Annotated in this window: 23 protein-coding genes; 11 read left to right on the plus strand and 12 right to left on the minus strand. The window is 63.7% G+C overall.

What is annotated here, in order from left to right; genetic code table 11:
- The first annotated feature begins 7 nt into the window (after positions 1-7).
- Positions 8-715 carry a tRNA (guanosine(37)-N1)-methyltransferase TrmD gene (trmD, locus tag HGO38_RS17865; protein ID WP_250957255.1) on the plus strand — a complete coding sequence of 236 codons (708 nt, stop codon included), beginning with the start codon at positions 8-10 and terminating at the stop codon, positions 713-715.
- Between the two features lie 19 nt (positions 716-734).
- Here the strand turns inward: trmD and HGO38_RS17870 are convergent, their stop codons facing one another.
- Entirely contained in the window at positions 735-1,481 is a 747-nt protein-coding gene (locus tag HGO38_RS17870; RefSeq protein ID WP_250957256.1) for a sulfite exporter TauE/SafE family protein, read from the minus strand.
- A 275-nt stretch (positions 1,482-1,756) separates the two neighbouring features.
- Here HGO38_RS17870 and rplS point away from each other — a divergent pair, with 275 nt between their 5' ends.
- The 7 genes from rplS (at position 1,757) to HGO38_RS17905 (ending at position 7,873) form a co-directional block, all read left to right on the plus strand.
- Positions 1,757-2,320, plus strand: a complete 564-nt coding sequence (gene rplS, locus HGO38_RS17875; RefSeq protein WP_250957257.1) for a 50S ribosomal protein L19 — start codon at positions 1,757-1,759, stop codon at positions 2,318-2,320.
- A 130-nt stretch (positions 2,321-2,450) separates the two neighbouring features.
- Positions 2,451-2,849, plus strand: a complete 399-nt coding sequence (locus tag HGO38_RS17880) for a hypothetical protein (protein WP_250957258.1) — start codon at positions 2,451-2,453, stop codon at positions 2,847-2,849.
- Positions 2,850-2,950: 101 nt separating this feature from the next.
- The gene (locus tag HGO38_RS17885) at positions 2,951-3,640 is read left to right on the plus strand and encodes a Crp/Fnr family transcriptional regulator (protein WP_250957259.1); all 690 of its coding nucleotides are present in this window, start codon (positions 2,951-2,953) and stop codon (positions 3,638-3,640) included.
- A 7-nt stretch (positions 3,641-3,647) separates the two neighbouring features.
- Positions 3,648-5,057, plus strand: a complete 1,410-nt coding sequence (locus HGO38_RS17890; RefSeq protein ID WP_250957260.1) for a PepSY-associated TM helix domain-containing protein — start codon at positions 3,648-3,650, stop codon at positions 5,055-5,057.
- A 138-nt stretch (positions 5,058-5,195) separates the two neighbouring features.
- The gene (locus HGO38_RS17895) at positions 5,196-5,993 is read left to right on the plus strand and encodes a transporter substrate-binding domain-containing protein (protein ID WP_250957261.1); all 798 of its coding nucleotides are present in this window, start codon (positions 5,196-5,198) and stop codon (positions 5,991-5,993) included.
- Between the two features lie 256 nt (positions 5,994-6,249).
- Positions 6,250-7,071 carry an amino acid ABC transporter permease gene (locus HGO38_RS17900; protein WP_250957262.1) on the plus strand — a complete coding sequence of 274 codons (822 nt, stop codon included), beginning with the start codon at positions 6,250-6,252 and terminating at the stop codon, positions 7,069-7,071.
- 202 nt (positions 7,072-7,273) lie between these two features.
- Positions 7,274-7,873 carry a transglutaminase-like cysteine peptidase gene (locus HGO38_RS17905; RefSeq protein WP_250956282.1) on the plus strand — a complete coding sequence of 200 codons (600 nt, stop codon included), beginning with the start codon at positions 7,274-7,276 and terminating at the stop codon, positions 7,871-7,873.
- Positions 7,874-8,019: 146 nt separating this feature from the next.
- On the opposite strand, the gene HGO38_RS17910 is transcribed toward HGO38_RS17905, so the two are convergent.
- The 3 genes from HGO38_RS17910 to HGO38_RS17920 are packed head-to-tail and all read right to left on the minus strand — an operon-like array spanning position 8,020 to position 10,044.
- Positions 8,020-8,736 (minus strand): Bax inhibitor-1/YccA family protein, encoded by a 717-nt coding sequence (locus HGO38_RS17910; RefSeq protein WP_250957263.1) that lies wholly within the window; start codon positions 8,734-8,736, stop codon positions 8,020-8,022.
- Positions 8,737-8,753: 17 nt separating this feature from the next.
- Positions 8,754-9,521: an anti-sigma factor family protein gene (locus HGO38_RS17915; protein ID WP_250957264.1), complete on the minus strand. Its 768-nt coding sequence runs from the start codon at positions 9,519-9,521 to the stop codon at positions 8,754-8,756.
- Positions 9,514-10,044 (minus strand): sigma-70 family RNA polymerase sigma factor, encoded by a 531-nt coding sequence (locus tag HGO38_RS17920; RefSeq protein ID WP_250957265.1) that lies wholly within the window; start codon positions 10,042-10,044, stop codon positions 9,514-9,516. Before HGO38_RS17920 ends, HGO38_RS17915 begins: the two co-directional genes overlap by 8 nt.
- Before the next feature lie 393 nt (positions 10,045-10,437).
- On the opposite strand from HGO38_RS17920, the gene leuC reads away from it, so the two are divergent.
- Complete coding sequence (leuC, locus tag HGO38_RS17925) at positions 10,438-11,847, plus strand: 3-isopropylmalate dehydratase large subunit (protein WP_250957266.1); 1,410 nt, start codon at positions 10,438-10,440, stop codon at positions 11,845-11,847.
- A gap of 60 nt (positions 11,848-11,907) precedes the next feature.
- Here leuC and HGO38_RS17930 read toward each other — a convergent pair whose 3' ends face one another.
- The 3 genes from HGO38_RS17930 to HGO38_RS17940 all read right to left on the minus strand — a co-directional run bounded on the left by HGO38_RS17930 (position 11,908) and on the right by HGO38_RS17940 (position 14,404).
- A complete protein-coding gene (locus HGO38_RS17930; protein WP_250957267.1) occupies positions 11,908-12,711 on the minus strand; it encodes an endonuclease/exonuclease/phosphatase family protein in 804 nt (267 codons plus the stop codon).
- A gap of 133 nt (positions 12,712-12,844) precedes the next feature.
- The gene (locus HGO38_RS17935) at positions 12,845-13,657 is read right to left on the minus strand and encodes an aldo/keto reductase (protein WP_250957297.1); all 813 of its coding nucleotides are present in this window, start codon (positions 13,655-13,657) and stop codon (positions 12,845-12,847) included.
- 198 nt (positions 13,658-13,855) lie between these two features.
- Positions 13,856-14,404: a L,D-transpeptidase family protein gene (locus HGO38_RS17940; RefSeq protein ID WP_250957298.1), complete on the minus strand. Its 549-nt coding sequence runs from the start codon at positions 14,402-14,404 to the stop codon at positions 13,856-13,858.
- 143 nt (positions 14,405-14,547) lie between these two features.
- Here HGO38_RS17940 and HGO38_RS17945 point away from each other — a divergent pair, with 143 nt between their 5' ends.
- Both HGO38_RS17945 and HGO38_RS17950 read left to right on the plus strand, forming a co-directional pair.
- Positions 14,548-15,231 carry a response regulator transcription factor gene (locus HGO38_RS17945; RefSeq protein ID WP_250957268.1) on the plus strand — a complete coding sequence of 228 codons (684 nt, stop codon included), beginning with the start codon at positions 14,548-14,550 and terminating at the stop codon, positions 15,229-15,231.
- A 15-nt stretch (positions 15,232-15,246) separates the two neighbouring features.
- On the plus strand, positions 15,247-15,702 hold the full coding sequence (locus HGO38_RS17950) for a cyclic nucleotide-binding domain-containing protein (protein ID WP_250957269.1): 456 nt from the start codon (positions 15,247-15,249) through the stop codon (positions 15,700-15,702).
- A 220-nt stretch (positions 15,703-15,922) separates the two neighbouring features.
- Here the strand turns inward: HGO38_RS17950 and HGO38_RS17955 are convergent, their stop codons facing one another.
- From HGO38_RS17955 to HGO38_RS17975, 5 genes are all read right to left on the minus strand, one after another.
- The gene (locus HGO38_RS17955) at positions 15,923-16,726 is read right to left on the minus strand and encodes an exodeoxyribonuclease III (RefSeq protein WP_250957270.1); all 804 of its coding nucleotides are present in this window, start codon (positions 16,724-16,726) and stop codon (positions 15,923-15,925) included.
- Positions 16,727-16,864: 138 nt separating this feature from the next.
- Positions 16,865-17,542 (minus strand): outer membrane lipoprotein carrier protein LolA, encoded by a 678-nt coding sequence (locus HGO38_RS17960; protein ID WP_250957271.1) that lies wholly within the window; start codon positions 17,540-17,542, stop codon positions 16,865-16,867.
- A 113-nt stretch (positions 17,543-17,655) separates the two neighbouring features.
- On the minus strand, positions 17,656-20,340 hold the full coding sequence (locus HGO38_RS17965) for an FtsK/SpoIIIE family DNA translocase (RefSeq protein ID WP_250957272.1): 2,685 nt from the start codon (positions 20,338-20,340) through the stop codon (positions 17,656-17,658).
- Positions 20,341-20,646: 306 nt separating this feature from the next.
- Positions 20,647-22,080 (minus strand): ammonium transporter, encoded by a 1,434-nt coding sequence (locus HGO38_RS17970; RefSeq protein WP_250957273.1) that lies wholly within the window; start codon positions 22,078-22,080, stop codon positions 20,647-20,649.
- A gap of 27 nt (positions 22,081-22,107) precedes the next feature.
- Positions 22,108-22,458, minus strand: a complete 351-nt coding sequence (locus tag HGO38_RS17975; RefSeq protein WP_284739460.1) for a P-II family nitrogen regulator — start codon at positions 22,456-22,458, stop codon at positions 22,108-22,110.
- Positions 22,459-22,611: the final 153 nt, after the last annotated feature.

The following is a 22,611-nucleotide window of genomic DNA, read 5'->3' on the forward strand; positions in this document are numbered from 1 at the left end:
GCCCGCCATGACCTTCCGGGCCACAATCCTGACCCTTTACCCCGACATGTTTCCCGGCCATCTCGGCCATTCGCTGGCCGGCCGGGCGCTGGAGCGCGGGCAATGGTCGCTGGAGGCCGTGCAGATCCGCGACTTCGCCACCGATAAGCACCGCAGTGTCGACGACACGCCGGCCGGCGGCGGCGCCGGCATGGTGCTGAAGCCGGACGTTCTGGCCAGCGCCATCGATCATGTCTCGACAGATGACGGACGGCCGCGCCTGCTGATGAGCCCGCGCGGGCGGCCGCTGACCCAGGAACGGGTCCGGCAACTGGCCACCGGCGATGGCGTGGTGATCGTCTGCGGCCGCTTCGAAGGCGTCGACCAGCGCGTCATCGACGCGCGGGCGCTGGAGGAAGTGTCGATCGGCGACTATATCCTGTCGGGCGGCGAGCCGGCGGCCCTGACCCTGCTCGACGCCGTGGTGCGCATCCTGCCCGGCGTCATGGGCAACGATCTTTCCGGCGTGCACGAAAGCTTCGAGGGCGGCCTGCTGGAGCATCCGCATTATACGCGGCCGCAGGCCTTCGAGGGCCGCGAGATCCCGGCGATCCTCACCTCGGGCAATCACGGGGCAATCGAAAAATGGCGACACGCGCAGGCGCTGCAACTGACGCAAGAGCGCCGGCCCGACCTGCTCAAGGACGAAAAATCAGCGCCCGGCGCCAAGCCCTGACGGCGCCGTTCCTTCAGTCTCAGCCGGTGATGAAATAATAGATGGCGAGCCCCGTGCCGGCGGCCACGACCAGCCAGCGCAGCACTTCCTGCGGCACGCGCTTGGCAAGGCTGACGCCGGCATAGCCGCCGAGCGCCACGGCCGGCACCATCACCAGCGCATGCCACCAGGACACGGCGCCTGCGGCCGTAAAGACGGCAATCGCCACGGCGGCGATGATGATCGACAGAAAATTCTTCAGCGCATTGAGGCGGTGATAGGGGCCGCCGCTGGCAAGCCCCAGCGAGGCGAGCATCATGATGCCCATGCCGGCGCCGAAGAAGCCGCCGTAAAACGAGGTCGCCGTCTGCGTGACCAGGCCGAGCGGCGTGGCAGCATGGCTTTCGCCGGTGTTTTTCGGACGCAGCCAAGGACCCGCGGCAAAGACGGCAGTGGCGGCCAAAAGCAGCCACGGAACCATGCCGCGGAAGGCCGGATTGGACAGCGAGACCAGGAACAGCGCGCCGCCGAGCGCCCCCAGCGCCGAAACGAGGCCGAGCGCCAGCGCCAGCTTCCACAAGGTTCTGATCTCGCGGGCATAGGCAAGCGTCGAGGTGATATAGCCGGGAAACTGCACGATCGACGAGGTCGCATTGGCCGAGATCGGCGGCAGGCCGGCCAGCGTCAGCGCCCCGAAGGTCAGGAACGTGCCACCGCCGGCAATCGCATTGACGACGCCGGAGAAAAATCCGGCAACAAACAACAGGCCCATCATTGCAATCGACATAAAGCGGTTCTCCGTGATCGGGCAGCGATAAAGCCTCACGCCGGATATCGCAAGCCGATCGGGCTCAGCAAGCATCGATAAAAATGCGCCGCAAGGGATGACAAGCCGTGCCGTTTGGTGTATTGGCCGCGTCGGAAATGGGCTTTAGTCCCGTCTGCCAACAAACAAAGAGCATGCGTATTCGCTCCCGCCCCGTCAACGGGCGCATCCGGAGGCTTCGTCCAAAGGAATGTGGTTGAGCGCTCTGGCTGTTTCAGAAGAACCTGAGGTTAGACATGAACATCATTCAGCAGCTGGAAGCCGAACAGGCCGCCAAGATCGAAGCCAAGCGTAAGCTCCCGGAATTTTCCGCAGGCGACACGCTCCGCGTCAACGTCACCGTCAAGGAAGGCAACCGTACCCGCGTACAGGCCTATGAAGGCGTTTGCATCGCACGCTCGGGCGGCGGCATCAACGAGAGCTTCACCGTTCGCAAGATCTCCTACGGCGAAGGCGTCGAGCGCGTATTCCCGGTTTATTCGCCGCTGGTCGAAAGCGTCGAAATCGTTCGCCGCGGTAAGGTCCGTCGCGCCAAGCTCTACTACCTGCGCGATCGTCGCGGCAAGTCGGCCCGTATCGTTGAAGATACCGGCACGCGCGCCCGCAAGCTGAACGACGCCGAACGCGCCGCCGTGGCTGAAGAAAAGGCCCGTCTGGAAGCCGAAAAGGTCGCAGCAGCCCAGGCCCTGGCCGCCGAAAAGGCAGCTGCCGAAGCCGCAGAAGCCAAGGCCGCTGAAGAAGCAGCCGCTGCAAAGGCTGCTGAAGAAGCCGCTGCTCCTGCCGAAGGCGCTGCAGAATAAGATCTCCCTAGTCGGGATTGATGAAAAGGCGGCTTTCGGGCCGCCTTTTTTGTTGCCCCCTGCGGCACCACGTCCGGCTTGCGTCTCTCAAATCAGGCTGATAACTGTTCCGACGGACTGGGGATCAACGATGCGAAACAGAGCCACCCTATGGCAGATGCTGACGCGCACGCTTTGCGTGATCGCGCTCATTGCCGTCGGCTTTGCCCACCGCACGCCCACCCTCACGCCATCCAGCCTGTCGCCGGCCGAGCTTGCCGCCCTGACGCTGCCGGATGGCACCCTTCCCGAGCTCTGCCTGCCCGGCCACGAAGAGGACGGCAAGCACAAGGGCCATCTGGCGGTGGGCGATTGCGAAGCCTGTCTGATATCCGCCTCCGCCCTGCTCCCGACGCCTGCCGATATGGCCGGCGCCCGGCTGCCGATCTTCGCCGAAACGCTGCTGCCGCCGCGCTTCGAGGCCTTCCATCGCCATATCTTCCCCCCCAATGCAGCGCCCCGCGCGCCACCTTATCCGGCTGTTGTCTGAGCCTGGACCCATGAGCGATTACCCGCCTGTGTCCGGAATCTTTGGTCAAGGTCGGTAGCCCGCATCAGCATGCGAGACCGGCCTGAACGCCGGATATCGTCATGCTACACTTCACCCTCCCGGCGGCCGACGCACGCGCGCTGCCGTCACGATTGCCCACTGAAACGCCAGCCGGGCGCGCTTGCGCAACCGTTCACAGGCTTCCGCCACGCACCGCCCTTTTCCTACAGGGCTATGCGCGCGCTCCGCTCTACCGCGTGATCGAAGGCTGCGTCGCCCTCTCCCAGTCCCTGCCGGACGGCCGACGACAGATCATCGACATGATCGGCCCCGGCCGGATGCTCGGCATCGGCATCGGCGAGTTCAATCGCTGCACGGCGGAAGCGCTGAGTTTCGCCACCCTCGAGCCGATCGTCGACCCCGATCCGTCAACCCTGGAGCATGGCCTGGAACAGATGGTGCTGCGCGCCCAGGCGCATGCAACCCTGCTTGGCCGCAAGACGGCGCCCGAGCGCGTGGCGTCGGCCATCCTGGATCTGGCCGGCCAGTTTGTCCGACCGGCCAGGGGCGCCAAGCGCGGCAAGCTCTGCTTCAACCTGCACCCGACCCGCGGCGACCTGGCCGACTGGCTCGGTCTGACGGTGGAAACCGTCAGCCGTTGTTTCACCCGGCTGAAGCGCGCCGGTCTGATCGACTTCACCCACCCCGAAATCGTCACCCTGTTGCAGCCGGAGGCGCTGGCCGACATCGCCGCCGGCAACAGATCCATCGAGACCCTTCAAATCCCGTGAGGACCCCATGACACTCCTGACTGACAATCCGGCCAAGCCGGCGACGGCGACGCTCTCCCGACGCTTCTACTTCACCGCCTGGCGCTGGCATTTCTATGCCGGCCTCTATGTCGCGCCTTTCCTGATCATGCTGGCCGTCACGGGGCTGATCATGCTCTGGTCGGCGGTGCTGGTCGGCCGCGACGGCGAAAAGGTCTATACGGTCACCCCGTCCGCCAACCAGGTCGCGGTGTCGCAACAGGCAGACGCCGCGCTTGCAACGGTGCCGGGCGGCAGCCTGGTGCAATATATCGCACCGCGCACGCCGGACGGCGCCGCCGTCTTCCGCGTCAATGCCGGCGACGCCTCGACCATGGTCGCCGTCGACCCCTATACGGGGCAGGCGCTCGGACAATGGGACCGGCGCGATGCTCTCTACGACCTGGCCAACCTCATCCACGGCACGCTGCTGATCGGCACGGTCGGCGACCGGCTGATCGAAATCGCCGCCGGCTTCGCCGTCGTTCTGATCGTCACCGGCCTCTATCTCTGGTGGCCGCGCGACGGCGTGCGGCTTGTCAGCGTCCTTGTGCCGCAATTCTCGGCCAGGGGTCGGCAATGGTGGAAGTCGCTGCATATGACGGTTGGCGTCTATGCGTCAATGATCCTGCTCATCTTCCTGCTGTCGGGCCTCACCTGGGCCGGTATCTGGGGTGAGAAATACACCCAGGCCTGGAGCACCTTCCCGGCGGCGAAATGGGACAATGTGCCCTTGTCCGACGCCACGCATGCCTCGATGAACCATGGCGGCATCAAGGAGGTCCCGTGGACGCTCGAACAGACGCCGATGCCTGCCTCAGGCTCTGATGCCGGCGTCACCGGCCTGCCGGACGGCCAGCCCGTCGATCTCGACGGCATCACCGCCTTCGCCCGCTCGATCGGCTTCGACCAGCGCTTCCAGCTGGGCTTTCCGGCCGACGAGGCCGGCGTCTGGACGATCTCCCGCGACACGATGAGCAACGATAGCGCCAACCCCACCTCCGACCGCACCGTCCATATCGACCGCTATACCGGCAAGGTCCTGGCCGATGTCGGCTTTGCCGATTACGGCGCGGCCGGCAAGGCCATGGCGGTCGGCATCGCCTTCCACGAAGGCGACATGGGCGTCTGGAACATCGCCCTGGTGACCATCTACTGTCTGTCGGTCATCTTCCTGTCGGTGAGCGGCATCGTGATGTGGTGGAAGCGCCGGCCGGCCGGCGCCGCCCGCCTGTTTGCCCCGGTTTCAGAGCCAGGCCCGCTGTGGAAAACCGGTGCCATCGTCATGTTGGCGGTCTCGCTGCTCTTTCCGCTGAGCGGCGCCGTGCTGCTGGCCGTGCTGCTGCTTGACCTGCTGGTCGTCCGGCATCTGAAGCCCCTGAAGCGCGCCGTCAGCTGAGGCGGACGAACAATCCTATCCGCCATGGTGGACGGGGCGCGGTATTTCAAACCGCGCCCCGCAATTGGAATGGCCTGCTCTTGCCAGCGACGAAGATTTCGTGACACTTTGGTCTCAGCCGTTCCAGGAGATCCACCCATGCCGTTGCGCCGCGCCATCCTTGCCGGGCTGACCGCCCTTGCTCTCGTGCCCTTCGCCGGACGCGCATCCGATCTGCCGGATCTCGGCGGCAGGACCGTCACGGTCGTCACCGAGAATGCCTATCCGCCGCTGCAATTCGTCGACCCGAAGAGCGGCAAGGCGATCGGCTGGGAATATGACGCGATGAACGACATCGCCAAGCGGCTGAACTTCAAGGTCGAGTACCAGAACACCAGCTGGGACGCGATGATCCAGGCGGTGTCCGACGGACAGTATAATATCGGCATGACCGGCATCACCATCAAGGACGAGCGTAAGGACAAGGTCGACTTCTCCGATCCCTACATGCGCTCGCAGCAATTCATGCTGGTGCGCGGCGACGAGAGCCGCTTTACCGACGCCAAGAGCTTTGCGGCGCTTGAGAGCGGCCTGATCGGCGCCCAGCCCGGCACGACGCCCTTCTATACCGCCGTCTATGAAGTGCTGGACGGCAACGAGCAGAACCCGCGCATCAAGCTGATGGAAACCTTCGGCGCCACCGTGCAGGCCCTGAAAACCGGCGATGTCGACCTGGTGCTGACCGACGGCACGGCCGGCAAGGGCTATGTCGATGCCTCGAACGGCGGGCTGAAGCTGATCGGCGAACCGCTCGGCTCGGAAGATTTCGGCTTCATCTTCGCCAAGGGCTCCGACCTGGTGGCACCGATCAATGCGGCAATCGCCGCGATGAAGGCCGATGGCACCATGGACGCGCTCAACAAGACCTGGTTCCTCGACTACAAGATGGGCCAATGAAACGGTTGCCGCCTGTTGGATGCCCGCCTGTGGCCCTGCCCCTCACCCTAGCCCTCTCCCCGCGGGCGGGGAGAGGGAACGCGCCACGCTCGAACGGCGAAATCGGGTTTGACGGTTATGGCGTAAGCCCTTCTCCCCGCCTGCGGGGAGAAGGTGCCGGCAGGCGGATGTGGGGCTACCACCTCAGCGAAGGAAGTCCAATCAGATGGGAGCCAGGTGACGGTCTCCTGGCTAACGCCGCCGGCGTGCGGGACTGATGGGTTTCCAGACACTCCCCAAGGGCGCCAAGAAGGCCGACTATCCCTGGTGGCTGGTGGCGCTTGCCATTCTGGCAGCCGGCGTGGCGGGGGTCATCGCCGTCAACGATCTCTATGGCCAGGTGTTTTCGATCGTCGGTGCCGGCATCACCGTCACCGTCCTGGTGACGCTGGTAAGCTTTGCGCTGGCGACAGCCCTTGGCCTGGTCATCGCCCTGCTCGGCATGTCCGACAGCCTCATCCTGCGCCAGTTCTCCCGCTTCTATATCGAGGTGATCCGCGGCATTCCCATTCTCGTGCTGCTGTTCTACGTCGCCTTTGTCGGCGCGCCGGGCCTGGTGGCCCTGATCAACGGGTTGATGACGCCGCTGGTCAATGCCGGCTGGGTCGAGCCGCTGCAGGTCCGCGACCTCTCGCTGATGTGGCGGGCGATCTTCGCGCTCACCATCGGCTATTCCTCGTTCATTGCCGAGATCTTTCGGGCCGGCATCCAGTCGGTCGATGGGGGCCAGATCGAGGCGGCCAAGTCGCTGGGGCTCAACCGATATCAACGCTTTCGCCTGGTGGTCTTTCCGCAGGCCGTGCGGGTGATCTTTCCGCCGCTCTCCAACGATTTCGTCTCGATGGTCAAGGACAGTTCGCTGGTCTCGGTGCTGGGCGTCGCCGACATCACCCAGATGGGCAAGGTCTATGCGGCGGGCTCCTTCCGCTTTTTCGAGACCTATTCGATCGTCACCTACATCTACCTGCTGCTGACCATCGGCCTGTCCCTGGCGCTGCGCCGGCTGGAGCAGCGCATGCGAGCCAAGTTCGAGCGCTGACGCCTGTCCTTGCGAGCATTCTGGAGATACCGCCGCGCGGGCCTGACCGCCCGCTGACACCTGGCCGTTTCCACAAAAATCGCATTTCCGTAAAATTGTCTCTTTCCACTTAAGCGGGCTGCAAAGGCCGGCGTGTAGGGTTCTCGCAGGCAAAGAGCGCACAACAAGGCGCCCGACGAGACCTTGGAACGGGGACAAGCACATGTGGAAAAAATATCTCAACGTAGCCGCCCTCTCGGCGATGATCGTTCTGGGTGTTGAGCCCGCCCAGGCGGCCGGTCCCGGTGGCTTTGCCCGCAACCTGCTGAACGCGCCCAGCGTCAGCTATATCGTCGCCAACAAGCCGACCCTGGCACCCTTCGCTCATGTGCGGTTCTGCCTGCAGAACCCCGGCGACTGCAGCCGCAGCTATGGTGCCGCAACCGTTGCCCTGTCCTCCTATCGCCAGGGCCAGCTGAAGCGGATCAACGACAGCGTCAACCGCGCGATCCGCCCGACCAACGATGCCAACCGCATCGACGGCGACGTCTGGCAGGTCGGCGCCCAGTCCGGCGACTGCGAGGATTATGCGCTGACCAAGCGCCGTCGGCTGATCGCGCTCGGCTGGTCGCCGCGGGCGCTGCGCATTGCGGTTGCCCATACCGGCAGCGGCGAAGGCCATGCCGTGCTGGTCGTCAAGACCAGCCAGGGCGACCTGGTGCTCGACAATCGCACCAGCAGCATCAAGCCCTGGAAGTCGACCGATCTGCGCTGGGTCAAAATCCAGTCCGGCGACAATCCGCGCCTCTGGTACACCATGTAATCTGAAGCGCCGTCGCCAGAAGTGGCGCCGGCCGGGGACAGGCGCTGGCCTTCCGTCCCGTGACACCCAGCAGACACACGGCACAAGCAAACGGCCGCCCCGGATGGGGACGGCCGCGGCAAGACGCCTGCGATTTGGGCGAGACCCTACTCGCGCTCGCCCGTGAAGTGCAGCAGCAGCTGGAAAATATTGACGAAGTTGAGGAACAGCGACAGAGCGCCGAACACGGCCATCTTCTGCTGCGATTCCTGGTCGATGTTTTCGGCAAACTGGCTCTTGATGTTCTGGGTATCATAGGCCGTCAGGCCAACGAATACGGCGATGCCGATCAGCGAGATGGCGAACTGCAGGGCCGACGAGCCGAGGAAGATGTTGACGACGCTGGCGATGATCACGCCGATCAGGCCCATCATCAGGAACGATCCGAACTGCGTCAGGTCGCGCTTGGTCACGTAGCCATAGAGGCTGGTGGCGCCGAACATGGTTGCCGCGATGAAGAAAGTGCGGGCGATGCTGGCGCCGGTGAACACCAGGAAAACAGAGGCCAGCGACAGGCCCATCACGGCGCAGAAGGCCCAGAAGGCGAACTGCGCGGTTGAGGCCGACATGGTCTGGATCTTGAACGAGAAGAAAAAGACGAAGGCGAGCGGCGCCAGCATCACCACCCATTTCAGCGGCGACGAAAAGATCGGCACGTAAAGGGCCGGAACATTGCCGACGATGAAGGCAACGAGACCGGTGATCAGCAGGCCGGCGCCCATATAGTTATAGACGCGCAGCATGTGCTGGCGCAGGGCCTCGTCGAAGATGACACCCGAATGGGGAGCCGTTGTTGCGCCGAAGCGCTGTTCGTCCTGGTGCATGGAAATCTCCTGTTGGATCAGTAAAGGGTTTTGCTCAAGAGGGCGGCTTCGTCCAAGAGGCCGCTATTGGGTTGACTGGACACCAGCGCATAGGCGACCTCGCCGATCTGCCAATAGGCCGCCTCGCCACTGGCGACATTGACGCTGGCGACCTTTTCGACCGCGAAAAACCCCGGGCGCACCGCAAACAGCGACAGTCGCTGGTCATCGGAGGTCTTGATCGACAGTTCGACGCTGGGGCCGAAGTTGGACGGGAAAACCTGCACGTCGACGACGGCCCAGCTGTCCGGCAGCTTCGGCAGAACGATGGCCGTGGCCGACCTTATGTCATCGACATCAAGCTTCGCGGTCTCCGGCTGAGACAGCATGCTGGCGCGCAGCAAGCTGGTCTGGTGCGCCTGGATCGCCTGGTCGACGAAAGCAGGCGGATGGACGGAGGCAATCACGCTGGTCGCCGCAAACGGTCCGAAATACGAGCTGGCGATCCAGCCGGTGGTGAGCAGAAGGCCCATGGCCGCAATGCGCTGCAGTTTGGTCCACAGGCGCTTCTGGCCAAGCCCGGCCGACAGGCGCCGGGCGGCCTCGCGGGTTTCCGCCCGCTGCAAGCCACTGTCCAAGTCCATGGCCAGCCGCAGATGGTTGCGGATCGCCGTATCCGCCATGACGCGGGCCGCCGCGTCCGGATTCTTGCCGAGATAGCGCTCGACGCGGATACGGGCCGCTCGATCGAGCTGATTGTCCACATAGGCGTCGAGTTCCGTGTCCAGTATCGGCATGTCAGTCATTGCCGCCTCCGACGAGTTTGAGATGGGACCGCGCGCCGGCGTCGTCTTCGTAGGTTCTAAGCTTCGCCCGGGCCCGCGACACCCGCGACATCAGGGTGCCGACCGGAATCCCCAGCGTATCCGCCGCCGCCTGATAGGACATGTCCTCGATGGCAACGAGATGCAGCGCTTCGCGCTGCTCGAGCGGCAGAGACAGAAAGGCCTCGCGGATCTGGGCGAGATGCAGGGCATCTTCCTGGGACGCCGGCTGCAGCGGCTCGCCTTCGACCTGGAGCGCATCGTCGCGGCGCTTGCGGGCCGCATGGGACCGGCGCGCATCGACATAGGTATTGTGGACGATGGAGAGCAGCCAGCCGCGAAGGTTGGCGCCGGCCTTGAACGTCAGCCGGCGCTCATAGGCCTTGACCAGCGCATCATGCACGAGATCTTCGGCATCGCCCGGATCGCGCACCAGCGAGCGCGCATAACGCCTGAGCGAAGCCAGCTGCCCGATGATGTCGAAGTTGCGCCGATCTGGGTCCATAACAAGGTATACGATATTGCCATCCCTCTCATTCCATCGATTGCGAAATAAATTCGGAATTCAGCGTCGATGCGAGCGTGCCCCCTTGCTCAAGCCGTTGCGGACCGCCGCAACCGGCATCGGCAGGCTGCGGCCGGGCTGCAGCAAAATTATTGCCGGAACAATTCTAAACTGCTATGGAAGCGGTCATGGGATCGAAATTCGGATGTCTCGCGCCTGATATCTACGTGCTGCAGGACCACAAGCGCCTGCCGGCCCGCTTTTTCGCGCGCGTTTTCGGGGCACTCACCGGCCGCCTTTCGTAAAAGCCGCCGGCACGGACCGTCCGACGTTTGCGTCGATGGTCTTCGCAGTTCACGACCCCCTTTCACCTCTCCATTGGATGTCACAATCATGAGCGCACCCCGCACCCTTTACGATAAAATCTGGGACGACCATCTGGTCGACAGCCAGGCCGACGGCACCTGTCTTCTTTATATCGATCGCCACCTCGTGCATGAGGTGACGAGCCCGCAGGCGTTTGAAGGCTTGCGCATGACCCACCGCGCCGTGCGCGCGCCGCAAAAGACGCTGGCCGTCGTCGACCACAACGTGCCGACCTCGCCGGATCGCCATCTCGGCATCAAGAACGAGGAAAGCCGCATCCAGGTGGAAGCGCTTGCCCAGAACGCGGCCGAATTCGGCGTCGAATATTACTCGGCCAGCGACAAGCGCCAGGGCATCGTGCACATCGTCGGCCCGGAACAGGGCTTCACCCTGCCCGGCATGACCATCGTCTGCGGCGACAGCCACACCTCGACGCACGGCGCCTTCGGGGCTTTGGCCCACGGCATCGGCACATCGGAGGTCGAGCACGTTCTGGCCACCCAGACGCTGATCCAGAAGAAGGCCAAGAACATGCTGGTGCGGGTCGACGGCGTCCTTCCGGACCACGTCACCGCCAAGGACATCATTCTGGCCATCATCGGCGAAATCGGCACGGCCGGCGGCACCGGCCATGTCATCGAATTTGCCGGCGAGGCGATCCGCGCCCTGTCGATGGAAGGCCGCATGACGGTGTGCAACATGACGATCGAAGGCGGCGCCCGCGCCGGCCTGATCGCGCCCGATGAAAAGACCTTCGAATATATCAAGGGCAAGCCGCGCGCGCCGAAGGGCGAAGAGCTGGAACAGGCGATCGCATACTGGAAGACCCTGCAGACCGACGAGGGCGCCCATTACGACCGCGTCGTCGTGCTGAACGCCGCCGACCTGCCGCCTATCGTCTCCTGGGGCTCCTCGCCGGAGGACGTCGTCTCCGTCCAGGGCGTGGTGCCGAACCCGGACCTGATCGAAGACGAGAACAAGCGCACCTCGAAATGGCGGGCGCTCGACTATATGGGCCTGAAGCCGGACACCAGGATCACCGATATCGCCATCGACCGGGTGTTCATCGGCTCCTGCACCAATGGCCGCATCGAAGACCTGCGCGAAGTGGCCAAGGTCGTCGAGGGCCGCACCGTGGCCTCGACCGTCTCGGCGATGATCGTGCCGGGTTCGGGCCTGGTCAAGGAACAGGCCGAAGCCGAAGGCCTCGACACGATCTTCAAGGCGGCCGGCTTCGACTGGCGCGAGCCGGGCTGCTCGATGTGCCTGGCGATGAACGACGACCGGCTGAAGCCGGGCGAGCGTTGCGCCTCGACCTCGAACCGCAATTTCGAAGGCCGCCAGGGTTTTAAGGGCCGCACCCATCTGGTGTCGCCGGCCATGGCCGCCGCCGCCGCCATTGCCGGCCATTTCGTCGATATCCGCGAGTGGAAATAGCCGGCATCCCGGCAGTCCTAAAAGCTCCCTGATCGCCGCGGCATATCGCGGCGATCAACACTAGCGCAGGTCCAGCAGCAAGGCCCTGTGGTCGGAGACCTCCGGCTGCTCGACCACGTCGAACCGCACCACCTCGACCTCAGGCGTGACCAGCATGTAGTCCGCAAAGCGTCCCGGCTTGCGATAGAATGATGTGCGCGTATCGGCAAATCCGCGCGAAACGACGAGATCGGTCAAACCCAGCCCCGCCAGCGTCGCGAAGATCCGGCTTTCCGGCAGCACGTTGAAATCGCCGCACACGACGAGCCTTTCATGACCGGGCCAGACCTGCCGGATCAGGGCGACGAGCGCCTCTGCCTGCGCATCGCGCTCCGGCATGTCGCCCTTGCCGGCCACGTCGCGCAAGCCGTGCATCTGCGCCACGGTGACGGCAAAACCCCTGTCATAATCGAAGACCCGCAGGCAATGGGCATTGCGGGCCCGCGGATGCGGCCCCCAGCCATCGGGCGAGAATGCCCCGTGCACGAAGCCGACAGCCTGGCCGATCACCGGAAGGCCCCGGCGCACGAAGGTTGCCAGCCCGAACTCGCAGGGCACGGCCCTGTCACCGTCGAAGAGTTCGCCGCGCGAGGTCGGATGGAAGGATCCGTCATGCCCGGGAAGGGCTGCCCGGATCTCGTCGAACAGATGGGGGCGTTGCGGCAGTTCGACGTCGCGGTCCCGGTAAACCAGCCAGTCGGCCGCGGCAACGGCGCTGCTCACCACCTCCTGCAGGCACAGAATGTCGGGGTCCGCGGCGGCCAGATAATCCATCAGCGGCGCGTGCAGGGTGCCGCCCCAGGCGTTCAACGAGAGTATCCGCATGCCATGCCCCTTCCGCCGCAGCGCGCCTTGAATGATATGTCGTCTCCGGCAATCCTAGCGCCACACAACAAGACCCACAACGCCGGGGCGATGCGGGTCTTGGGTCGTTATGCAGACTTTGTGGCGCGGGCGATCAGAACGTCGCGGTTTTCGGATCCGGGCCCATACGGGCCGAGCCGCTGTCGAGCTTGGCAAGTTCGCCCAGATCGTCGGCTGTCAGCGTGAAGTCGAACACTTTGAAATTCTCGACGATGCGCGATGGCGTCACCGATTTCGGGATAACGACGAGACCGTTGTCGATATGCCAGCGGATGATCACCTGGGCCGGCGTGCGGCCATGGCTTTCGGCAATCCGGCCGATCACCGGATGGCTGAGCAGTCTGCCCTGGCCGAGCGGGCTCCAGGATTGCGTGACGATGCCATGCTGCTCGTGGAAGGCGCGATGGGCCTTCTGCTGGAAATCCGGATGCAATTCGATCTGATTGATCACCGGCACCACGCCGGTCTCGGCGATGATCTTGTCCAGGTGCTCGGGATCAAAATTCGAGACGCCGATCGATTTCGCCCGGCCTTCCTCCTTCAGCCGGATGAATGCCTTCCAGGTATCGACGAACAGGCCGCGATGCGGCGACGGCCAGTGGATCAGGTAGAGATCGACATAGTCGGTGCCGAGCCGCTTCAGGCTGGCATCGAAGGCCTTGAGCGTCGAATCGAAACCCTGCTCGCTGTTCCACAGCTTGGTGGTGAGGTAGATCTCGCCGCGGGCAAGGCCGGATTGGCGGATGCCCTGGCCAACGCCTTCTTCGTTTTCATAGATGGCGGCCGTATCGACATGGCGATAGCCCGCCTCGAGCGCCGCCTTGACGGCCGGTGCGGCCTGGTCATTCGGCGTCTGCCAGACGCCGAGCCCGACCTGCGGGATCCGGGAGCCATCGTTGAGGCTCATATGGGCTTGGTCGATCAAATGGATATCTCCCATGAATTGGCAAATGAAACGGACGGGGCCTGAGGGGCTGTCCTGGCTGATGACGGATGAATGCCACCAGGCACGCCATGCAAGCCCGTAGGTGACGGGGTGCCTGTCCTAGATAGGTCCTGCCGGCAGGATTTTAAGGCCGGACCGGCAATCTTTACCGATCCGGCCTCACATCACCCGCACCACCCGGCCTTTGTGCAGCAGAGGCAGAAGGCGGCGCATGTCGCAGGCGCTGACGGCGATGCAGCCCTCGGTCGGCGAATATCCTGGCTTGGCCAGATGGAAGAAGATCGCCGAGCCGCAGCCGCGCCGCCGCTGCAACAGGTTCCAGTCCAGGACCAGGCAGACATCGTAGAGATGATCGGCCCGCAGCAAGTCCTCATGGCTGGCCGCAAAGGGCGCCCTGACCGGGCGGTTATAGGCCGCATGGCCGGGCGCATCGCACCACAGCATGCCGCCGGTGATCGACCTCAGGGGCAAGGGACTGATCGGTGCCCGAAACCGGTCGCGCCGCACGAAGCCGGAAAGCAGCCGCATCGCAGCCATCGGCGTGGCGCCGTCGCCTTCGCGCTTCAGCACGGTCCGGCCGGATCGGCCAAGGGCGGCCCGCATGGCGACCGGCCCGACCCTCAGGATCGCCTTGGTCCTGTCGCGTGGGCTGACGCGGACGAGGATATCCGGCTTTTTTGTCTTCGCTTTTTCGCTGGCCCGACGCATTATGCTCACAAGTTTTTGCTTTGCCTGTGATTTCAATTGTATTCATAGCCAGCTGGCAAAGACAACTGCGCTCTGGTTTCGCCAAAGGGACCGGAGCAAGGCCTGTGACGGCATGGATCGCAGCGATAGGGAGACCGAACTTCATGACGGCACGCACCATCCTTCTGGTCGATGATGACGACGACCTGCGCGACACCCTGGTGGAGCAGCTGTCGCTCTACGAAGAATTCGTGCTGCAGCAGGAATCGAACGCCACCAAGGGCATGCAGGCGGCGCGCAATGGCCAGATCGACCTGATGATCATGGATGTCGGCCTGCCGGATATGGACGGGCGCGAGGCGGTGAAACTGCTGCGCAAGGGCGGCTTCAAGGCGCCGGTGATCATGCTGACCGGGCACGATACCGACAGCGACACCATTCTGGGCCTGGAAGCCGGCGCCAACGATTATGTGACCAAGCCGTTCCGCTTTGCCGTGCTGCTGGCCCGCATCCGCGCCCAGCTGCGCCAGCACGAGCAGAGCGAGGATGCCACGTTTACGGTCGGCCCCTATCTGTTCAAGCCGAGCCAGAAACTGCTGACCACCGACGACGGCAAGAAGATCCGCCTGACGGAAAAGGAAGCGGCGATCATCCGCTATCTCTACCGCGCCGGCCAGAAGGTGGTGACCCGCGACGTTCTGCTTGAAGAAGTCTGGGGATACAATTCCGGCGTGACCACCCATACGCTGGAAACCCATGTCTATCGCCTGCGCCAGAAGATAGAACGGGATCCTTCCACCGCGGAAATCCTGGTCACGGAGAACGGCGGCTACAAGATCATTCCGTAAGGAAAAGGGACCGGCATGGCGCTGAGCGATGACATGGAACTGCTGTCCGCCGTTCCGCTGTTCCAGGATCTGGACAAGGACCAGCTGCGGCTGATCGCGTTCGGCGCCGAGCACCGGCCGATCGGCGCAGGCCAGGCGCTGTTCCGCGAAAAATCACCGGCCGAATGCGCCTATGTCATCGCCCGCGGCCGCTTTGAACTGTCGACGCTCGGGCGCGGCGGCAAGCCGAAGGTCGAGGCGATCGCCGAGCCCGGCACCATGCTGTCGGAACTGGCGCTGGCCACCATGGTGGAGCGCAAGTATACCGCCATCGCGCTCGAGGATTCCAACGTCATCCGCATCACCCGCGCCCTGTTCCATAGGCTGCTCGAGGAATATCCCGAGATGGCCGCCGTTCTGCAGGACCGCATCCGCCAGAATGTCGCCGCACTTGCCACCCAGGCAGCCTCGCTTGGATATCGGTTCACCTGACACCGAAGCTACAACTGGAAAACTTGGCCCCTCACCCTAACCCTCTCCCCGCAAGCGGGGAGAGGCGACGGCCCCGCTTGAAGCGTCAGAGGAATGGGGACGGTTCGACATCCGTCCCTTCTCCCCGTTCACGGGGAGAAGGTGCCGGCAGGTCAGGCGCAACGCGTTGCGCCGGGGATGAGGGGCCGCCGTCGAGAGAGCAAAGCCGTTCAAACAAACGTCAAAGAGAAAAATGCGCCGTCACCGGCACGTGGTCGGACGGCCGGTCCCAGCCGCGGGCGTCCCGCAGGATGTCGATTCGCTGCAGCAGTGGTCCGAGATCGGCCGAGGACCAGATATGGTCAAGGCGGCGGCCCTTGTCGGCGGCATCCCAGTCCTTGGCGCGGTAGCTCCACCAGGTGTAGAGCTTGTCGGCCGGGTCGACGACCTGGCGCATCAGGTCGACCCAGCGGCCTTTTTGCATGACGTCCAGCAGCCCGTCGGTCTCGACCGGCGTATGGCTGACGATCTTCAGCATCTGCTTGTGCGACCAGACATCGTTTTCGAGCGGCGCGATGTTGAGATCGCCGACCAGAATGGCCGAGACACCGGGCTCGGCCTCGGCATTCAGCGCCTTCATCTCCTCGATGAAATCGAGCTTATGGCCAAATTTCGGGTTCACCTCGCGGTTCGGCTCGTCGCCGCCGGCCGGGACGTAGAAATTATGGATGCGGATGCGGCGGCCGCCCTGTTCGAAGATCGCCGAGATGTGCCGGCTGTCGCCCACCCCGCAATAGTCCTGGCGATGATCTTCGGTCAGGGGCAATTTCGATGCGATGGCGACGCCGTGATAGCCCTTCTGGCCGTGCAGGATGATATGCTTGTAGCCCAGCGCCTGCAGCGGCTCGGTCGGGAACTGGTCGTTCTGGCACTTGATTTCCTGCAGGCAGAGAATGTCGGGCTGGACCTCGGACAGCAGCCGCTCGACGATCGGCAGGCGCAGGCGGACGGAATTGATGTTCCAGGTGGTGATTGAAAATGCCATGCGGTCCCGTCCCTGCCTTCGTCGCGCCGTCCATGGCGCTGATCGAGCTTTAGGCAATCAGGACGGCGTTGAACAGCCAAAAGGCGCCGGACCTCAAGGTCTGTAGCGCCTTTTCCACATGGCTGGCACCCGGCCGGCTCAGTTCTTGTTGATGCCGCGGTTGCGGACCTCTTCGTACGGCACTTCGAAAACCTTCGGATCGAAGGCCAGGCCGTTCTGGACGTTGAAGATCATCACCGAAGTGTCCTTGGCCTGGGCATCGGTGATCGTCCACTGGCGCAGATCGTAGGTCTTGGGATCGAACATCAGCGTGATGGTCGAATCGCCGAAGATCGACTTGTCGCCCAGCACGATCGTCGTCAGATCCGCCTCTTCTTTCACGTCGCGCACCATCTGATGGCCAAGATCGATCTTGTCGGACAGAAGCAGGCTGAGTGGCGTCTTAGACAGCGGGTAGATGTCCCAGGTCTTCAGCTTGACATTGCCGATGACGACATTGCGGCCATCCGAGATGACCCGCATCGGCGACGGCGCCTCATAGTTGAAGCGCAGCTTGCCCGGTCGCTCGATGAAGAACTTGCCGGCCGTCTGCTCGCCGCGCGGCCCGAACTGCACGAACTCGCCGGTCATGGTCTTCACGGATGAAAAATGGTCGGCCACTTTCTGGGCAGCATTTTCATTGCCGGCGGCAAAGGCCGATGGCCCGAGCAACCACGCGGCAGCGCCAAGGCCGGCGGCACCGGCGATCAGCCGGCGGCGGGTCAGAACGGTCTGCTGCAGATGCGTTGGCGTAAGATCGGCTTTGATGTCAGACATTACAATCTCCTTGTTCGCCTTCCCTCGCCGAAAAACACGGCGTCATCATGACGATGACCGGCAGCGCCGGGCAGGCGGCGATGTCTGGACCGCAATTGCGCTCCGGAACGGTTTTAGCGTTCGACGATGTCGGCTTCCGTCGGCACCAGGATCTCACGCTTGCCGGCGTGGTTGGCAGCCCCGATCAGGCCTTCCTTCTCCATGCGCTCGATGAGCGAGGCGGCGCGGTTGTAGCCGATGCCGAGGCGGCGCTGGATATAGGAGGTCGACGCCTTGCCGTCGCGCAGCACGATGGCCACGGCCTGATCGTAAGGATCGTCCGATTCGGCGAGGTTGGCCGCACCGGCCGGACCGCTGCCGCCGCCCTCGTCGTCGTCGTCATCGATGGTGATCGCGTCGAGATATTGCGGTGAGCCTTGCGTCTTGAGGTAGGCGACGATCTCTTCGACTTCGGTATCCGACACGAAGGGACCGTGCACGCGCTGGATGCGGCCGCCGCCGGCCATGTAAAGCATGTCGCCCATGCCCAGCAACTGCTCGGCACCCTGTTCGCCCAGGATGGTGCGGCTGTCGATCTTCGACGTCACCTGGAACGAGATACGGGTCGGGAAATTGGCCTTGATCGTGCCGGTGATGACGTCGACGGAGGGTCGCTGGGTCGCCATGATGACATGGATGCCGGCGGCGCGCGCCATCTGGGCCAGCCGCTGCACGGCACCTTCGATATCCTTGCCGGCCACCATCATCAGGTCGGCCATTTCGTCGATGATCACGACGATATAGGGGATCGGCTGCAGGTCAAACTCTTCCGTCTCGTAGATCGCCTCGCCGGTCTGGCGGTCGAAGCCGGTCTGCACGGTACGGGTCAGCACCTCGCCCTTTTCGATCGCCTGCTCGACGCGGCTGTTGAAGCCGTCGATATTGCGCACGCCGATCTTCGACATCTTCTTGTAGCGTTCTTCCATCTCGCGCACCGTCCATTTCAGCGCCACGACGGCCTTCTTCGGATCGGTGACGACGGGCGACAGCAGATGCGGAATGCCGTCATAGACGGAAAGTTCGAGCATTTTCGGATCGATCATGATCAGCCGGCACTTTTCCGGCGTCATGCGATAGACCAGCGACAGGATCATGGTGTTGATCGCCACCGACTTGCCCGAGCCGGTCGTGCCGGCGACCAGCAGATGCGGCATCTTAGCAATGTCGACGATGACAGGCTCGCCGCCGATCGTCTTGCCGAGCGCCATGGCAAGCTTGGCCTTGCTCTGCTCGAAATCCCGGGAGCCGATCATCTCGCGCAGGTAGACGGTCTCGCGGCGCTGATTGGGCAATTCGATGCCGATGGCGTTGCGACCGGGCACCACGGCGACACGCGCGGCAATCGCGCTCATCGAACGGGCGATGTCGTCGGCAAGGCCGATGACGCGCGACGACTTGATGCCGGGCGCCGGCTCCAATTCGTAGAGGGTGACGACTGGACCGGGGCGCACATGGATGATCTCGCCCTTGACGCCGAAATCCTCCAGCACGCCTTCCAGCATGCGGGCATTCTGCTCCAGCGCGTCGGCCGACAGGGTGGCATCGCGGGCAATGGCCTTGGGTTCGGCCAGAAGATGGATCGGCGGAAGCTGGAAGCCGTCCGGACGGATAAACGAGGCCTGCGCCTCCTTCTCGATACGGGCGCTGGGCTTGGGCCGCGGCGGGGGCGCTGCCACCCGAGCCGAGGCGCGCGGCGGGGCGCTGGCGGCGGCGGGACGGGCTTCAGGCGCCACGACCCATCCGCCATCCATATCCTCGTCGTCATCCGGCAGGATGCCGACCGGCCGGCGAGGAGAGGTGTCCATGTCGAAATCGCTGTCATCGTCATCCCTAGAGATCGGCGGGGCGGCAACCATCCGCCGCCGTTCTGCGGGCATGTCCATCGGCGGCTCGGCCCGCATCCCGTCGCTCGTCACCTTGGGCCGGACGGGCTCGTTGAGCGCGCCGAATTCGTCATCGTTGAAATCATAGGGCTGTTCGAACTGCGACCGGTCGCGCCGGCGCGGCTTGATGCCAAACAGCCGGCGCATGCGGGCCTGCGTCATGTACCAGCCGTGCGCCATGGCACCGAAGGTCAGCGCGAAGGGACCGGCTCTGTCGTCCTCGTCGTCCTCGACTGTGGCCTTGGCGGGACGCGCCTTGACCGGCTGGATCGGCGCCTCGTCCTCATCCGCCTCGACCACCTCGCGGCCGATGATGCCGGCGGCAAACAGCAGCAGCCAGGTGGCCGGGACCGCGAAGATGCCACCGACCACCATGGCGAAATTGCCGGTCGGATAGGCGCCGATGAACAGTGCCGGGAACCTGAGGATCATGTCGCCGAGCACGCCGCCGATACCGTTGGGGATCGGCCAGGTCAGCGGCGGCGGAAAGCAGCCGACGACGGCCGACGTGACCAGCGCACCGACCAGCCAGGTGGCGATGCGGGCCGGGATGCGGTTGATCGTCCGGCCCGAGATCAGCGCCAGCGACCAGGCGAGCACCGGCAGCAGGGCAATGACGCTGGACAGGCCGAGGAACTGCATCATCAGGTCGGCAAAGACCGCGCCGGGATAGCCAAGAATATTGCTCGGCTGATTGCCGGTCGCATAGGAGAAGCTCGGATCGGCGACGTTCCAGGTTGCAAGGGCTGCGACCGCCAGCACCAGCAACAGAAATATGGCGAATCCCGCCAGCGCCAGGATCTGCCGCACCACGAAGGCGGTCAGGGCCAATCGGCCGGAGCGCTCCTGCATCGACGCTGACGTGCTTCTGCTCATATTTTCCGCCTGCCGTTCTGATAGGTCCGTCATGTGCCGGGGCTGCAACAAGGGGGTTCGGTCGAACCGTGCATGCCCCGCTCTGTGGCAGAGTATCAACCGGCCGGTTAACACCCCTTTAACCATGGAGGTGTTTCGCGGCACTTCTTGGGCAAAAGGCACGCCCGTCCAGCAAAAGGACGCGAGACCGTGGTCTGCGGAGGGCAAAAAAATAGCCCGGACATTGCTGCCCGGGCCAAACGCGTGCTTCAGGAAAGCCACGGTCGGAGGATCCGCGGCGCTGGAGACCAGCGCCGCGCGATGGCTTTAGGAGTGATAGGCAGCTTCGCCGTGCGAGGCGAGGTCGAGACCTTCGCGCTCGGCTTCCACCGGAACACGCAGGCCAACGATGACGTCGACGATCTTGAACAGGATCGCCGAACCGATGCCCGACCACAGAACGGTGACGATGACGCCCTTGAACTGGGCCCAGACCTGGGTTGCCGTGCCGGCATAACCAGCTGCGAAATCGGCCGTCGAATAGTCGACGATACCAGCGCCGCCGAGAGCCGGGTTGACGAACACGCCGGTCAGCAGGGCGCCGATGATGCCGCCGATGCAGTGAACGCCGAACACGTCAGCCGTGTCGTCATAGCCGAACTTGTTCTTCACGGTGGAGACGAAGAAGTAGCAGATCGGCGAAACCACGAGACCCATGACGATGGCGCCCATCGGACCGGCGAAACCGGCGGCAGGCGTGATCACGACGAGACCGGCAACGGCACCGGATGCTGCACCCAGCATCGAGGCCTTGCCGCGGCTGAAGGTTTCGACGATCGCCCAGGAGACGATGGCGGCAGCGGTTGCAACGAAGGTGTTGATCATGGCAAGCGCGGCATAGGCGTTCGATTCCAGGTTGGAACCGGCGTTGAAGCCGAACCAGCCGACCCAGAGAAGCGAGGCGCCGACCATGGTGAGGGTCATGGAATGGGGTGCCATCATGTCCTTGCCGTAACCGGTGCGCTTGCCGACCATGATGGCGCCGACGAGACCAGCGATGCCGGCATTGATGTGGACGACGGTGCCGCCGGCGAAGTCGATGGCGCCGAAGCCGAAGATCAGGCCGGTCGGGCCGTCATAGGCGCTCGGGCCGCCCCAGAACCAGACCATGTGGGCCATCGGGAAGTAGATGAAGGTGAGCCACAGGATGGTGAAGAGGATGACCGCCGAGAACTTGATGCGCTCGGCGAAGGCCCCGATGATCAGGCCGGGGGTGATGGCGGCGAAGGTCATCTGGAAGATGACGAAGGCCAGTTCCGGAATGGCGACGCCCTTGGAGAAGCTTTCCGCCACGGTCGTCACGTCGACGCCGGCCAGGAACATCTTGGAGAAACCGCCAACGAAGCTGTTCAGCGAACCGCCATCGGTAAAGGCCAGCGAGTAACCATAGGCGACCCAGACGAGCATCGCCACTGCGGCGACCATCAGGACCTGCATGAGCACGGACAGCATGTTCTTGGTGCGCACGAGACCGCCGTAGAACAGGGCCAGGCCCGGCACGGTCATCAGAAGAACCAGCGCCGACGAGATCAACATCCAGGTGGTGTCGCCCTTGTCAACCGTCATGGCCGGAGCGGCAGCCGCTGCTTCGGCAACGGCCGGAGCGGCCGCGTCCTGCGCAAAGGCGATCGCCGGCGCCAGCAAGGCGGCCGAGGCGGCGCCCAGGCGCGCCATAGAAGATGGAAATTTGAAAAATGACATCAGAAACAACTCCCCTTGCAGCCGTTCTTACAACGCTTCGGTATTGGTTTCGCCGGTACGAATGCGCACGGCCTGATCGATCGAATAGACGAAGATCTTTCCGTCACCGATCTGCCCGGTCTTGGCAGCAGAGGCGATCGCCTCGACAGCCTTGTCCGCGATATCGGACGCGACCGCGATCTCGATCTTCAACTTCGGCAGAAAGCTCACGGCATATTCCGTTCCGCGATAGATCTCGGTGTGTCCCTTCTGGCGTCCGTATCCCTTGACCTCGGTCACGGTCAGGCCCTGAATGCCAACAGCGGTCAGAGCCTCGCGGACCTCATCGAGCTTGAACGGCTTGATAATGGCCATCACAATCTTCATCTGGTTTCCCATCCTTATGTTTGTCCTTCGGCGCGGAGCCGACTCTCCTTGCCGCTGGCAAGATCAATTAAGCAGCGACTGGTCTGTGACATTCAAAGTATGTGCCAGATTGGAGGCCTGGGAATAAGTTATTGAATTCTAAAGACTATAAGATAACGAGCTAAG

The organism is Rhizobium sp. CG5, assembly GCF_023701945.1.
Taxonomy (GTDB): Bacteria; Pseudomonadota; Alphaproteobacteria; order Rhizobiales; family Rhizobiaceae; genus Allorhizobium.

What these genes read in the sequence shown, in the direction of transcription:
- trmD (WP_250957255.1), top strand. Translation starts at nt 8, where the DNA reads ATGACCTTCCGGGCCACAATCCTGACCCTTTACCCCGACATGTTTCCC.
- HGO38_RS17870 (WP_250957256.1), bottom strand. Translation starts at nt 1,481, where the DNA reads ATGTCGATTGCAATGATGGGCCTGTTGTTTGTTGCCGGATTTTTCTCC.
- rplS (WP_250957257.1), top strand. Translation starts at nt 1,757, where the DNA reads ATGAACATCATTCAGCAGCTGGAAGCCGAACAGGCCGCCAAGATCGAA.
- HGO38_RS17880 (WP_250957258.1), top strand. Translation starts at nt 2,451, where the DNA reads ATGCGAAACAGAGCCACCCTATGGCAGATGCTGACGCGCACGCTTTGC.
- HGO38_RS17885 (WP_250957259.1), top strand. Translation starts at nt 2,951, where the DNA reads ATGCTACACTTCACCCTCCCGGCGGCCGACGCACGCGCGCTGCCGTCA.
- HGO38_RS17890 (WP_250957260.1), top strand. Translation starts at nt 3,648, where the DNA reads ATGACACTCCTGACTGACAATCCGGCCAAGCCGGCGACGGCGACGCTC.
- HGO38_RS17895 (WP_250957261.1), top strand. Translation starts at nt 5,196, where the DNA reads ATGCCGTTGCGCCGCGCCATCCTTGCCGGGCTGACCGCCCTTGCTCTC.
- HGO38_RS17900 (WP_250957262.1), top strand. Translation starts at nt 6,250, where the DNA reads ATGGGTTTCCAGACACTCCCCAAGGGCGCCAAGAAGGCCGACTATCCC.
- HGO38_RS17905 (WP_250956282.1), top strand. Translation starts at nt 7,274, where the DNA reads ATGTGGAAAAAATATCTCAACGTAGCCGCCCTCTCGGCGATGATCGTT.
- HGO38_RS17910 (WP_250957263.1), bottom strand. Translation starts at nt 8,736, where the DNA reads ATGCACCAGGACGAACAGCGCTTCGGCGCAACAACGGCTCCCCATTCG.
- HGO38_RS17915 (WP_250957264.1), bottom strand. Translation starts at nt 9,521, where the DNA reads ATGACTGACATGCCGATACTGGACACGGAACTCGACGCCTATGTGGAC.
- HGO38_RS17920 (WP_250957265.1), bottom strand. Translation starts at nt 10,044, where the DNA reads ATGGACCCAGATCGGCGCAACTTCGACATCATCGGGCAGCTGGCTTCG.
- leuC (WP_250957266.1), top strand. Translation starts at nt 10,438, where the DNA reads ATGAGCGCACCCCGCACCCTTTACGATAAAATCTGGGACGACCATCTG.
- HGO38_RS17930 (WP_250957267.1), bottom strand. Translation starts at nt 12,711, where the DNA reads ATGCGGATACTCTCGTTGAACGCCTGGGGCGGCACCCTGCACGCGCCG.
- HGO38_RS17935 (WP_250957297.1), bottom strand. Translation starts at nt 13,657, where the DNA reads ATGAGCCTCAACGATGGCTCCCGGATCCCGCAGGTCGGGCTCGGCGTC.
- HGO38_RS17940 (WP_250957298.1), bottom strand. Translation starts at nt 14,404, where the DNA reads ATGCGTCGGGCCAGCGAAAAAGCGAAGACAAAAAAGCCGGATATCCTC.
- HGO38_RS17945 (WP_250957268.1), top strand. Translation starts at nt 14,548, where the DNA reads ATGACGGCACGCACCATCCTTCTGGTCGATGATGACGACGACCTGCGC.
- HGO38_RS17950 (WP_250957269.1), top strand. Translation starts at nt 15,247, where the DNA reads ATGGCGCTGAGCGATGACATGGAACTGCTGTCCGCCGTTCCGCTGTTC.
- HGO38_RS17955 (WP_250957270.1), bottom strand. Translation starts at nt 16,726, where the DNA reads ATGGCATTTTCAATCACCACCTGGAACATCAATTCCGTCCGCCTGCGC.
- HGO38_RS17960 (WP_250957271.1), bottom strand. Translation starts at nt 17,542, where the DNA reads ATGTCTGACATCAAAGCCGATCTTACGCCAACGCATCTGCAGCAGACC.
- HGO38_RS17965 (WP_250957272.1), bottom strand. Translation starts at nt 20,340, where the DNA reads ATGAGCAGAAGCACGTCAGCGTCGATGCAGGAGCGCTCCGGCCGATTG.
- HGO38_RS17970 (WP_250957273.1), bottom strand. Translation starts at nt 22,080, where the DNA reads ATGTCATTTTTCAAATTTCCATCTTCTATGGCGCGCCTGGGCGCCGCC.
- HGO38_RS17975 (WP_284739460.1), bottom strand. Translation starts at nt 22,458, where the DNA reads ATGGGAAACCAGATGAAGATTGTGATGGCCATTATCAAGCCGTTCAAG.